Source organism: Sporosarcina sp. P26b, assembly GCF_002743245.1.
In the GTDB taxonomy this organism is placed as follows: domain Bacteria; phylum Bacillota; class Bacilli; order Bacillales_A; family Planococcaceae; genus Sporosarcina; species Sporosarcina ureae_C.
This window is the reverse complement of the sequence record NZ_PDYW01000008.1, coordinates 1-13,496: the sequence shown is the minus strand read 5'-3', so window position 1 is coordinate 13,496 and position 13,496 is coordinate 1. Positions and strand designations below refer to the sequence as shown.

Annotated in this window: 9 protein-coding genes and 1 pseudogene; 4 read left to right on the top strand and 6 right to left on the bottom strand. The window is 40.0% G+C overall.

All coding sequences use genetic code 11. The features are described from left to right. Positions 1-75: 75 nt before the first annotated feature. Both CSV69_RS17410 and CSV69_RS17405 read right to left on the bottom strand, forming a co-directional pair. Positions 76-489 carry a DMT family transporter gene (locus CSV69_RS17410; RefSeq protein ID WP_369823950.1) on the bottom strand — a complete coding sequence of 138 codons (414 nt, stop codon included), beginning with the start codon at positions 487-489 and terminating at the stop codon, positions 76-78. Between the two features lie 147 nt (positions 490-636). Then, positions 637-914: pseudogene (locus CSV69_RS17405) on the bottom strand (DMT family transporter); the annotation flags it as partial. Positions 915-1,525: 611 nt separating this feature from the next. Between CSV69_RS17405 and CSV69_RS09530 the strand changes: the two are divergent. Together CSV69_RS09530 and CSV69_RS09525 are read left to right on the top strand one after the other, a co-directional pair. After that, complete coding sequence (locus CSV69_RS09530) at positions 1,526-2,401, top strand: 5'-methylthioadenosine/S-adenosylhomocysteine nucleosidase (protein ID WP_099624947.1); 876 nt, start codon at positions 1,526-1,528, stop codon at positions 2,399-2,401. 280 nt (positions 2,402-2,681) lie between these two features. Next, positions 2,682-3,581, top strand: a complete 900-nt coding sequence (locus CSV69_RS09525) for a diacylglycerol/lipid kinase family protein (RefSeq protein WP_158232645.1) — start codon at positions 2,682-2,684, stop codon at positions 3,579-3,581. 474 nt (positions 3,582-4,055) lie between these two features. On the opposite strand, the gene CSV69_RS09520 is transcribed toward CSV69_RS09525, so the two are convergent. Together CSV69_RS09520 and CSV69_RS17155 are read right to left on the bottom strand one after the other, a co-directional pair. Next, positions 4,056-5,693, bottom strand: coding sequence for an RNA-binding domain-containing protein (locus CSV69_RS09520; protein ID WP_085427676.1), 1,638 nt, complete (start codon positions 5,691-5,693; stop codon positions 4,056-4,058). A 350-nt stretch (positions 5,694-6,043) separates the two neighbouring features. Continuing rightward, positions 6,044-7,093: a CHAT domain-containing protein gene (locus CSV69_RS17155; protein WP_099693268.1), complete on the bottom strand. Its 1,050-nt coding sequence runs from the start codon at positions 7,091-7,093 to the stop codon at positions 6,044-6,046. Between the two features lie 222 nt (positions 7,094-7,315). On the opposite strand from CSV69_RS17155, the gene CSV69_RS09510 reads away from it, so the two are divergent. Then, the gene (locus CSV69_RS09510) at positions 7,316-7,552 is read left to right on the top strand and encodes a helix-turn-helix domain-containing protein (RefSeq protein ID WP_099693267.1); all 237 of its coding nucleotides are present in this window, start codon (positions 7,316-7,318) and stop codon (positions 7,550-7,552) included. A gap of 15 nt (positions 7,553-7,567) precedes the next feature. Continuing rightward, positions 7,568-8,488: a hypothetical protein gene (locus CSV69_RS09505; protein ID WP_099693266.1), complete on the top strand. Its 921-nt coding sequence runs from the start codon at positions 7,568-7,570 to the stop codon at positions 8,486-8,488. 54 nt (positions 8,489-8,542) lie between these two features. On the opposite strand, the gene brxL is transcribed toward CSV69_RS09505, so the two are convergent. Both brxL and pglZ read right to left on the bottom strand, forming a co-directional pair. Then, the gene (brxL, locus tag CSV69_RS09500) at positions 8,543-10,576 is read right to left on the bottom strand and encodes a protease Lon-related BREX system protein BrxL (RefSeq protein WP_099693321.1); all 2,034 of its coding nucleotides are present in this window, start codon (positions 10,574-10,576) and stop codon (positions 8,543-8,545) included. 29 nt (positions 10,577-10,605) lie between these two features. Next, a complete protein-coding gene (gene pglZ, locus CSV69_RS09495) occupies positions 10,606-13,158 on the bottom strand; it encodes a BREX-1 system phosphatase PglZ type A (protein WP_369823947.1) in 2,553 nt (850 codons plus the stop codon). Between the last annotated feature and the right edge of the window lie 338 nt (positions 13,159-13,496).

Genomic DNA, 13,496 nt, shown 5'->3' with positions numbered 1-13,496 from the left:
TTTCGTATAAGGAATAACTCACTTCTACTGTTGGTCTTTAAACACGTTAATATTGCGTGAATTGACTAGTACAGCTTAAAGTTTTCTTGCTGCAGGCTTCGTTACTTCCACTAGCCTTAATTTTCTTCGCTGATAAGTTGACAGCACTACTCCTCCCACTATAAATAGTGAACCGACAATTTCTGACCCCGTTATTGGTTTATACAACAAGATCAAACCCATTACCATCGCTACAAAAGGTTCTAAATTAGATAATATGGAGGCCTTTGAAGCATCAACATATCTAATATTGTAGTTCCAAATTAACATGGCAATACCGTGTACCACAACGGCAGTTACGATCAAAAATGACCAATCCGAGACCTTTACACTCATTCGTATGGGCGTATCAAGTAAAAAAATAAAAGGAATTGACACAACTAGTCCGACAACATTTGAATATAAAGTAATTGCAAGCGGATCCACTCTACTGGAAAGGAGTCTCGTCATGATAATTAGCATAGCGAAAGTAATCATCGTAACTACAATCCACCATAAACCTTTATCGATATGTATAGAGGATATATTTCCTTTTGCTACGACAAAGAAAATACCTATGATCGCAACAATAGATCCTAGTAACATACGAATTGTTAATTTTTCTTTTAAAAAAACGCCAGCTAAAACGCCGGTTAAAATGGGCGTAGTTGCCAAGATTAATGCAGACGTTGTTGGATCAGCCGTTTCTAATCCAGCGAAAAATGACCACTGGTTAATAAAAACGCCAAAAACACCTAAAAAATTACTGCTAGTAAATCATATTTATTCAATCGTTTCACATGTAATTTATATGAAGATAATCCAATCAGAAAAATTACTATAAACAATAGTCTGAGCGAAGTGAGAAGAGCCGGGGAAAAGTCCTGGACCAACATCTTTCCAAAAACAAAATTACTGCCCCACACCATTACACAAAGTGTCAGCCAAGCGTATGCTTTAAACAAATTTATCACCCTTCCTACAACGAAATGCCAACTGGCCTATTCTATACTTACTTATACTTTTCGTACACATTTTTGTTTGGATATATCCACTTACTGACATACAGCATGGCAATGTATACAGGATTAAAACACAGTAATAGTAATATTTTTATCTACATCGTTATTTTACTATTCATTACATCCTAATAGCATTGAGCTTGCTTGCATCATTCGTTATTTAGGATGTTTTTTTCAGTACATTCAAGTATTTAAATATTATCTACACCATATAACGTACAATGTAATTATTTACTAAATAAACGTTCGTGTTTTGGGTTGAAACCATAAAAAGCCTCTGCTATAATCATAACGTATTCATTGCAATAGTGTTTTTACTAAATTCTGCATAAAAATAGTGAGTAATAGGAATCTCTTACACTTAGTAAATTTTAAGCGCCGTCATACTATACTTTAACGATACGTACTGATTAGCCAAATGAAATTTATAATGCACTAGGAAAAGTAATTTGCTAGGGATACTATTCGATTGGAATTATTCAGGAATGAGGAGATTATCTTTGAAGAACATGAAATTAGTTGGCTTTATTGTATGTATGGTTATTCTAGCAACGATCGTTTCGGGCTGTAACTCAACTACTAAGAATACAGCTGAAACTGAACTACGTCCGATTATTGTTCAAGGACCCATGCCTATTGAAGCTGAAAAGTTTGCTGAGAAATTAAGCGATGCAGAAGTTGAGGAATCGGGAAACTTTGTTTTTTATAAAGGTACTATCGATGACTATCCTGTAATTGTTACGAAAACTAGTAAAGGGATGGAAAACACTGCAGCCGCTACTGCATTAGCAATTGAGAAGTATAACCCTATCGCTATTATTAACCAGGGAACTTCAGGCGGACACGACCCGGACTTACATGTATTTGACATAGTGTTAGGAAAACGAACTGTCAATATTGGTTCTATGAAGACTGAGTCTGCTGAAGAAAACGAAGGAATGGATCCATCGCTATGGAAGCCCATGGACCTTATGGCTTCTGAAGGCAGTGCCGGAGAAGATCCTGATGCAGAGAAGATTCGCTACTTTGATGGCGACGATGAATTATTAGCAGCAGCAAATGCGGTTAAAGATCAATATGAACTAGGTAAAGTTGTTGAAGGTACTATTGGATCTGCAGATCTTTGGAATAACGAAGTAGACCGCATAAACTGGTTCCATGAAAAGTACGGTACTTCTGTTGAGGAAATGGAAGGTGCTGCCGCAGCACAGATTTCTGATAGTTACAACGTTCCTTTTTTAGGAATACGCATTCTTTCAAATAACAAAACTAATAATGGACAATATAATCCAGAAACTGCTTCAGCCAATCAAGACTATGTTTATCTTGTTTTAAAAGAATATATCTCCAATTTAAAATAAGTGACTTTAACTCGTAAATAAAACTAGAAGAGAAAGGTTTGTTCCATAAACCTTTCTCTTCTAGTTTTTAGCGTTTGAAAGCATCAGGCAGCCTATTCAAAAAGTCTGAGAAGTGTACATGCTTGCATCTACGTTCCATATATGAAATAAAAGGTCCCTGGGCGAGACTTTGTTTTAAAAAAACTCCTACATAGCGCTGGAATGGCTTTATGAAAAATGATTGAAATAGATACAAATAGGTAATAGATTGTAAACAACGAAAATAAAAGGAGTGAGCCATTTGAAAAAATCAGCATTAGTCATTATTAATCCTTCCTCTGGAAAAGAACAAGCAACAGAGTATGAAGAGCAAATTAGAGAAACACTTCAAGATGCGTACAGTGAAATCACTGTGAAATATACGGAGGGCGAAGGTGATGCGACACGCTTTGCAAAAGAGGCTGCAGAAAATAACTATGACTTCGTTGTTTCACTCGGTGGAGACGGAAGTGTGAATGAAACTGTCAATGGACTCGCTCCATTTAATAACCCTCCAAAACTCGGAATCATTCCAATGGGCACAGTGAATGATCTTGCTCGTTCATTAAACATTCCAATGAAACCTGTTGATGCGATTAAATTGCTTGTCTCAGGTATTGAAACAAAAATTGACATTGGAATGGCTAACGATGATATTTATTTTACAAACATTTTAGGAATTGGAAGTGCTGCGAAAGCAATTCATCATGTCGACAGTGCAGAAAAATCTAAAATCGGACCCATTGCCTACTTGAAAGCGATTGGGAAAGAAATAATGGATGACCACACTTTTCCAATTAAGTTTGAGATGGAAGAACATACATGGGAAGGTGACGTATCGGTTGTCTTAATATCCCTCATCGACTCGCTTGGTGGTATTAAAACAATTGTAAACGAAGTTGAAAACGGAGACGGAAACTTCCATATCTTCGCGTTTAAACACCTTAACTTGACTGAGCTTGCGAAAATGACCCCTTCAATCATAATGGGCAAATTAAAGGAATCAGAAAACGTTCAATACTTTAAAACACGACAAGTCAACATAACGACTTCTGCCGGTGAGACACAAGAAAGTGATATAGATGGTGAACAAGGACCGAATTTACCACTCAATTTAAAAGTTTTGCAACAACATATAACCATCATTTCGAACAAAGCTTAAATCAAACTTAAAATTACCAAAAAAGATTCCAGGTTTCTTCATCTAGAATCTTTTTTAATTGTTATAATCTCTTATGATTCTAGTACAACTGGGTCAAACCCATTCGCAATACCTTTATCGTGCGTTTCGGTGCAATAAGAGTTAGTTGTAGCTATACATTAACTTTTCTTTTCACTATCGAACTTATAGAAAACCTATGTTTAAAATTATCTGCAATACACTTCCAGCTAATTAAAAACCTCATCTATTTATGGTAAGGCTCGCCGTGAGATATATAAGTGAGATTTTTATTCCATTTTATATCGAACTTCAACCTTATTGTATTGGATAACAATCAGTCATTTATCGGTCCAGAATTGGTCCAGAATTGGTCCGGAATTGGTCCAAGCTTTGTAGTATCGGTCCAGAATCGGTCCAAATTTTATAGTATCAGTCCAGAATCGGTTCATTTGTTCACTAACAATCTGCTAAATATCATTTTAATCTATAAAAACTTGCCCTTGCTCTACCTTCTAAAACAATAACTTTCTCATCCCTTAAACGTTGTAAAATACGTTTACTACTTGTAGATGAAAAGCCACACAATCTTTCGACATCAGGACGAGTAATCGAACCATTTTTATTCAAATATTCAATAATCATTGTTTTAGCTTGTATTTCATCAAAATCTTTGTCTTTTGTATACTCAATATTATCATCTAAACTTTCATACACTCGATGGGTAAACATATATTTATTTCTTGCTTCTCTTTGTAGAATGTTTCTTTTTTGACAAAGTTTACTTAAAACATTTGATGCTGATTGAATTGTAATTTGAGCCACTTCTGCAGCCTTATTTAGAGTTATCGTTTTATTAGATTTAATGTATTTTAAGATGCAAATTTCTGAAACTGAAAACTCCCCATTATTTTCTTGCTCTTTAGTAATAAACTTCAAAAATTCTATATCTTCTAAGCTACTTCTTAACGTTAAACTTACTGCCTCAGAATACAAATTATATTCAGGGGCTGATTTTCCTAAGGAAAGCATATCCTTAAAAATTATATCTACACCTTGACCAGAACGTTGAACGTATTTTAGCTTTTGAAGTGTTTCTGCAATCAATTTGTTTCTCGGCGATGAAGGATGTGTAATAATATTAGTACTGTCAACTCCAGACGGAAACGCGCCAGGGTTTTCAATAATAATTTCGTTAGGGAAAAATTTAATAAAAATTGACGAATTACTCTCATAATCACGATGTGAGATAGCATTAAGAAGGGCTTCTTGAAATACATTGATAGGATAATCTTGGACTTCTAATTTAAATAGGCCCATCTGTATATTTTTAATTCCGTTCCTGTCTTCGAAAAATTGTTGAATTCTATCTACAATTTGAATTAAAGGGATTTTTAGCTCTAAACGCTTATTATATTCCGTTTGCCCATCGCTATAAGTAAGAATTATTATTTCCGCTTGTGGCATATATTTAGCAATCGCTTCTTTTGTACCAATAAATAACACCCCCGCTACAGTTAACTGAATTTCATTATCAACAACATCTACTAAGCGTAAATCCTTTAGAAAGGTGATATTATCTGATTGATATAAAGTAGACTCTTTATCACGAGATTGTATTTTTAGTTTCAATCGCTCTACTTCCGTAAAGTCTATATCATCTTTAGTCGTCGGTTCGATAATTTTTGCAGAGTAGTCGCCTTTAAATCCTTTAATTTTATTAGAGGTATATTCTGATGGATAAAATGGTTTTGTATTTTTCCCTAATCTTTTATATACAATACCTTTTGAAGTGGCTACAATTTCTGGAGACTTTTCAATTTTTATTTTAAAAATTTCTTTGCCATCAATCTTTATTACATCAATATCAGTAAAAAGCTTAGGTATAGTCTTGTCATAAATGCTTTCAATAATATTTTGTTCATCGTAATCAAAACATCCGGTTACTTCTCCATCGTCTTCTACCCCGACTAAGATGATACCACCGTCAGTATTGGCAAATCCTACAGATTCATTTGTTAAAATATTCATAAGTTCTTTCTTGTTTGCTTTAACCCAACTTTTAAACTCTACATGCTTAGATTCACCCTGTTGGATTATTTCAAATATATCCATTGAATACACCTCCTAACTTGATATGACTATTATACCAAGATTAGAAGGTAAAAAGGAAACACTTAAGTGTGCCTAATAAAAACCTAATTTACTTATGATAAGGCTCACCGTAGTTATTTAAGAGGCAAAAAAATCAGACAGAAGAGCAAAGAATTCTAGCTCTTTCTGTCTTTAACTATATAATTCGAAGAATAATAGTTCGCCTTTAAAGCACGTTGAATTCCGTTGCTATTCCCGCAGGAGTCGCCGCCTTCCACTTCAATCAACTATGTATCGCTTTAAGCTAATTTGTCATTTATGCAGGTAGCTTAACCCTTCTCATATAAATCTCAATACATTCATCAATAAAATTAAGGCTTTACTATAATTAATTCATTCGAATCCAGTCCATCTTTTACATATAATTCGGGCGTATCCTCTTCTGGAATTCCCTCTAGCATAAGTGCAGACTTCCCCTGTTCAAATGCCTTTCTTACTGAATGTCCAAATCCAATGGCTGAGTAAAACTGAGCCGCAAAGACCCGGGCAGCCTCATCTCCTATTGACTTCGTCATCCCAATTGCTGCATCAACATGCTGAACCACTGCTCTTGCTTGTCCGTATGAAAAACATGTGTTGAAAAATACTAACTTGATATCATCCGAGGCACTAATCATAGTTTGAACTATTGCTTCCTTTGTAACAAACTTTGCTTTTCCTTGATTATCTTGGAAAACTATTTCATCATCTTGTGAACCGTGTCCACTAAAGTGAATGATTGCGGGAGTCTCTTCATTAATTGCTTGCATGACGTCAAGTGCTCTAACAGCCCAACGCGTCTCAAAAGATACTGAATCTCTATATTCCGACTTTCTGATCATCCCATGAATCGCTCGTGCTTCTTCATCTAATCTTAATTGAGAAGCATCTAATGGATTCGAAGCCATAAAGAGTACTGTGATTTTTTCAGGTAATTTTCTCAATTCCTCTAATGATATATTCACTTTTTGATGCATTTCATCGTGTTTATCCAACGTAATGCAAACCTCCCTCATATATTTTTCACTTTCATAAATTCTCTTTTTATCTGCAGCGTCTCTCTTTTTCTGTTCACGCTCAAGTTCTCGATTCAGCTTTTTTTCTTCACCCCCTATCTCTCCTTCAACTTTTGCTATTTTCCTATCGAGTTCAGCAACCTTTTTATCTATACTAACTAGTTTTATTTCCTCTCGTTTAATTTCATTATATTTAGATTTTACAGTTGAAGCAGACTTTGTTCTACTGATCGCTTCTTTAGCTGCGAGTATTTTTTTCTTATGCTTTTGTACTTTTCCAGATTCGTCAGCTCTAGATCTTCTTAATTTTCCTAGTTCCTCTTGCTTTCTTTTGATTGTTCTTCTATACGAGTCAATGAGTGACAATTTGTTCAACCTCCCTATTTGAAGTGCTAATTGATACCACTTGGCAATCACACGCTGTACTTCAATTTATATTTTTTGAAGATTATAATCAGATAATTAATTTACTTTCCCAAAGTTCATTCGCCATGGTTCCTCAAAAAAATCCTTCAAAATTGGAATATCTGCTGACTTAACTGCTTAGAACGAAAGTGTAAGTGGACTACAAAGAAAGGAGGGAATGAAATGGAAATCGATATACAGAAAGCTGATAAGGCAATCGGTCAATACCTGAGAGCTTCACGAGATACAAAAGAATTCACTGTTCGTCAAGTTGGCGAAATGGTCGGAATCTCTTACAGTGAGGTCTCCCGTTTGGAAAATGCGATTCACGGTAACATACGAATCGAATTGCTCTTGAAATTTGCTCATGCACTCGACATCGACCTCGGAGAAATGTTCCGCCAACTAAACTTAATTTAAGGAGGAGATTGAACTATGAAAGTCAAAAGAAAAAACCTGGAACGGCTGCTGAACAAGCTGCTGTTCCTTCGCAAAGACGTCCTGGAATATTACCTTGCCTCTGAATTGCTTCACTTGGAGTTAGAAAAGAGTTACAAGGGAATGTATATCGACCTTTACGCTATCCATGCAGAAGAAAATCTTCCTGTATTCATCGAAGTCCAGAAAGATGAGCTGGATGCCGTCCATTCCAATCAGCTAAAGGAACTGATCCGTCATATGGATGAAGGCATCATCTTATGGATTGGCACGAAAGCTTCCAGCCACTTCACAGATGAATTGATAGAATTGGCGAGAGTTGCAGAGAAGTCGCTGCAAATTCAATTCTTAGAACTTGATAGCTACACTATCGAACAACTAGACCTTCTTCGCCAAGAAGACCCTGTAACTGCAGTCCGAAAAATAATGAGTCCTGAATTCCACGTACCCCAGTTCTTATTAAAGGCAGCAGCTCGAAACATGCGAGAACGAAAAGGGACCCCTTTTGCAGTCCGGGAGTTAAGTAAGACCGAGAAGGTCAATAAAAGTCTGATGGACCTATTGCGTCACACATATCCCTACTTCGACAATGTATTGCGTTCGAAAAGCAATCTGGACAGGCGGCAAATACAAATGGGGTCAGGAACCGGGTACATCGAGATTGTTCTGACCGCTGTCTCAACACCGACGAAAGAAGCTATGCTTGAACTTCGAAGCACGAACCACACAACGATCAATACTCTGCAGCAGATACAGAACAAGCTTCATAAAATCGAATTCTCATCTCCGACCACTTATGAAACCAAACGGTTCGTGATACACTATGGAACCACACTCTCTACAGAGGAGATATTCGAAAAGCTGCTTCCTGACTTCGGCAGACTTATTCATGTCTTAATCGATTTTCACAGAACTTAAAAAGATGCAGTCATCAATGGTTCACGCGATGACTGCATTTTGCATTTGCGATAATCAGGATACACCTAACGCCTTAAACACCGCATCAATCGGATCAGCATAGAAAATCGGCTGGATCTTCACCAGTAAATCGGATGGCACTGTCTGCAAGTCGACAACCGACGCTGCCGGGATCAGTACTTTTCGTGCTCCTGCATCGACACAAACTTGAAGAACGTTTGCCAGCTCTTCTACTTTGGCAATCGTACCGCCGACAGTCATATTTCCAATGACAACCGTGCTGTCTTGGATGGGCTTATCCAAAGCCCCTGAACACAGACCGATCAGCTCTGCAACAGCCAATTCCTCTGTCAATCCGATACCCTGCATATCGCTTACGTGCATCAAATAATCTTTCGTTTTCGTGCTGATCGTATTGCTGACACTTTTGCTGTTTGCTGTGAAATAGCGGAAAGCCGTATCGAGACTTTCCCTCGCTCCTCGATGAGAGCTGACGCCTGACTTATCAAATTTTCCCGTCCCGCTGACCACCTGATTCTCCAGCTTGTACACACCAATCATGCCTGAATCACTCTGCCCGACGACATACACATGGCCAGGTTTCTCCATACCTTCAGGAATCAGCTTGCCTCCGCCCTGCTCGGGTACGGAGACATACTCCTCCTCCATAGACTCTTTATCGAAGTATGAGAACATGACATCGTAGAACTCCATTCCTCCGATTTTCTTCAGCTGCTCTTTCACTCGGCGGCGGCCTTCCAATGCGTACTGCAGGACCTCTTCAATATCTTCTTTCGTATATTCTCCATGCGGATAAATCAGCTTGACCATACCAGAAACCGTTTTACGGACTGCGATGGTATCCCGCTGATTCAAGTTATTCCCCAACTTAAAATATCTGTCCAATGAATCTGCAAATGACCGCTTCCTCATTTCGCGGAAAAATTCTGCAATATAATCGACGATGAAGCCATAGCGGTCCGTGAAGAATTCCGGCCGCATCTTCGGTATCTCCCAGCCCGGCATGTAATAATGCATCCGATCAAAAAATGCCGTGTCATTTGCCATCTCTTCCGGAAATGGAGCGAAAAGATGGGAAGTCTTCAACAATACATCGACGCTCTGATTGATATTCCCGACGAACACCATGGAGGCGGAAGCATTCTTTTCTTCCTTCCCTCTGGCGAAAGATCCGGAAGCCATATAATCCTTCATGATCTGGATGCCATCTTTATCCTTGAAGCGGATGCCTGCCACCTCATCAAATGCGACACAGTCCCACATGCCGACAAGACCGATCTTTCGCGATGACATATTATAGAACAAGTTGGCGACCGTCGTCTGGCCTCCTGAGACTAATATCGAGTTCGGCGAAATTTCTTTATAAACATGCGATTTTCCAGTACCTCGTGGGCCAAGTTCGCACATGTTATAGTTGTTCTCTACAAGCGGAACCAGCCGCAGCAGCAAGTGCCACTTGACCCGTTCCTCCAACTGAGTCGGTTCCATGCCTGTCGAGCGGATCAATGCATCAATCCATTCATCCTTGGTGAATTTCTTGCGTCCCTCAAACACTTCCTGAATATCCATGTTGGGCATTTGAATGGGCTGCAGATTATGAACACTGAACGGATTCACGTTTCGTGCTTCTTCATCGTAATAGTAATCTATTTTCACCATGCACCAAATACCACCGACAAGCAGCTTGTCGTATTCTTTCACATAATTCGCCGGTACAGGCACGCCCTTCAAGCCTAAGTTCGAAAACTCCGCTTCGTACTGATCCAGTTTCGGATTCAGTGCTACAGTGACCTTGTCGATGATGGAATACTGTCCAAGCTCTCTTATACGTGACTTGACCTTCTCCGCTTCATCAGGACGAACGAAATTATCAGAGAGAATCTTTTTTACACGTTCCACGCCTTCCTGAATGCTGGCTTCGTCATCAGTTGCCGTATACATGCCAAGCAAATACTCGAGTACGTAGACCGGCACATTCGCCCCTTCTTTAATCAGCTTCGTCAAATCTTTCCGGACTACCCGACCGGCGAATGCTTCATTCAGCTTCTTATCCAGCTCCAGTGTCATCACTTGTTCTTCCAATCCTCACACCTCCCTTAAAAGTCAAAGTCGCTAACGATGCCTAAGTTGATTGAAAATGCTATCCGTTCTGTCTCCACGCCAGTTTCCCTGTCTTTCATAATCAAATAATACGTCTTGTCCCGATCATAAGAAATGCTTTTCAAAACAAACCTAAGTTTGAATGTCCGGTCTGCCGGGTTCTCGAACGTCCTGTCCCCGATGATCGTTTCTTCATTGGACAGCACACTGCCGGCTTCATCCGCCATGTAGACGATAACAGTCCGAGCGTTCGTTTTGTCTCCTACTTTTTCCGTCTGGAAGAAATCCAATGTGAAAATACTATTCGTGATCCGCCTCATGGTGCTCGTTAATTTGATATCCACTTTGACGATGGATCTTGCTCCCTTTTGACCCGCACGTATGTTTTTGAAAGACAGGAGCGGCACGACAACTTCCTGCAAGCTCGCTCCGCCATGTACAAAGTTCGCACCCGCTCCCTGTATCCGATTGCGGATGATACCGTTCGGAAGGTAGGCAGTCAGCTGCTGTTCATTCTTCATGACAGACGACAGATCAATCGCAAGCTGTCCTGGAATCTCTGCACTCTCCTTAGACAGCATGTAGCGGCGTTTCACTTCAATCGTTTCAACTGATGCCTTTTCGATCTTGTCGCTCTCCGGAAGAGCATCCCGCTGATAGAGAAAGCCATGGTCGGAAGTGATATAGATATTCGTCCCGCTTACGTCATCCCGGAGCATCTTCACCAGCTCATACAATTGATTCACGGCCTGGTCTGCCGCCTGGAATGTACTCTGCTCTGTCGATGCATTGTCCCCTACAGCATCGATGGCATCATGATAAATATAGACGAGCTTCTTGCCTTTCAGCATGTCCCGTCTGCCTGCCTTGTTCATCGCCGTGATGTCTGGATGCTTAACCGCAATGCTGTGACTTACAGTTCCTTCAATGATTTTCTTTCGATTATCTATGCCGGCAGAGCTGACTCCATTCACGAGAACATTGCCTTGCTCATCCATATCCAGCCCGCGATGCGGCAAGAGGGCTGCCATGCCAAGTTTTGTGACGGAAGGTACGACGCTAAGCATCGAATCTATACTGCAGGTACCCATTGTTTCCGTATTTAACCGTTTAGCCAGCTCTACTCCCACTTCATATCGCATAGCATCCGAGATGATCACGAATGCCCGCTCTCCATTTCGGATATGTGGAGACACAACTGACGAGTAGAAGTTCTGCTGAGCCTGCACACCAGGCAATGACCAGTCAGATGTCATTTCCGATGAAACAGCTTGTGTCCAGCGGGCTCCCAGCTCCCCTATAAACCAGCCGGTATACAGGTGTTCCACTGATTCTCTCAATTTCTTCAGCAGTTCGTGGTTGCTTTCCTCATCAAAAGCGACATAGAACTTCCGGTAATAGGTGTCCATCTTGTAATACTCTTCTTCATAAGCACGGTATACCTCAATTGCTGACCCTTGCTGGATTCCGCGTGAAGTTTCTTTTCGGAACTCATGCATCTTCACTGCGTAATACAAGGCCTCGTACAAAGACGCATACTGGTGATAAAAGTGCTTGGAACGCCGCAGTTTGATGAGTTTCGTGTATTCCTCGTAGTCCTCGAAGTTCTCCATCAGACCATTGGTTATGTAGATCAGGATTGCCCGGTCAATGTACGGGAATACCTCTGCTTGCTTAAACTGGTCTATCGGAATGCTTTGAAGGATGCTCGACAGTCCGATTTCCTGCTCCGCCATCTCTGCATAGTCATCAAATACCGGACTGTCCGATCGATGGTGCATCCAGTGATCTATGAACACCAGACAGTTTGCCCGATTATTCTTCGCCACAAACGATTCCACAGAAATCAAATGAGCGGTATCTGCCGCATGACTGAACGCTGTTACGGCAAGGTGAAGGAACAATGTCTTTAGGGTCTTCGTTTCTCTCTCGTAGCCATACTGCCCCTCTACATGCTGCCAGAATACCTCCACATCAAAGAACTTTGTCATGGCTTCCATATATTTATTATTCTCGTCTACCAGTGTATCCATCAAGACGGTTCGCAGCACTGCTTCAAAATCCGGCAGCTTGATGTTGCATAGTGCACTCATCATTGCAAGCTCTATCGTTTGTTCGGTATAGTTCTCCATGTCGAACGCCTGAAACTTGCGGTACCGATCCTTGTTCTCGAAGAACTTTTCATACTTTTTCACCGTTCCGCGTAATACCGGATCAATCTGCAGATTATTCAATACCAAAGATACCCTATCAGCATAGAATGTCTTCGAGTACAACACCGTGTCTGCCAGCCAGTTATCCTCTACACTCAACTCTTGATCTGTATAGATTAAATAGCATGAAGACGGGTCTGCCTCTTCCAGCATGTATTTCGTCTGGAATTGATTGCGGTCCGTCAATGTATGGACGATGACATTCTGCAATGACAGTCGTCCTACTTCCTCGCTGAATACTTGTTCCTTGTCCATCCAAAACACAATCCGCCGTTGCTCCCCATTCCCAAGTGGCTGGTCAAAAATGTCCTGAATTGCGGACTCAATCTGTGTCATGTTCAATTGCTTTCACCCGCTTTTTCATCTATCTTGAAAGGTTTTATCATACTCTATACTGTACATGTATTTTGCCGCTTTGTATATTTCTTCTAGCAAGAGGAAGATCATTAAGAAAAAGCCGAAGAGAGCTGGTATGAGCAGACTTCGGCTTAGTTGAACGTGCGTATGAGAGTTTGGCTGTCATTCTTTATAATTCATCTGATCGTAAGCGTCAAATAGTGAACACATATTAATAGAAGAAGATTCGTGAGATACTCCTCCCATAGAACACATTTTGGGAGGTATTTATTTGAAAAGAAAAGAGAAAGAAGCATACTGGTCTGCGAAGATCGATG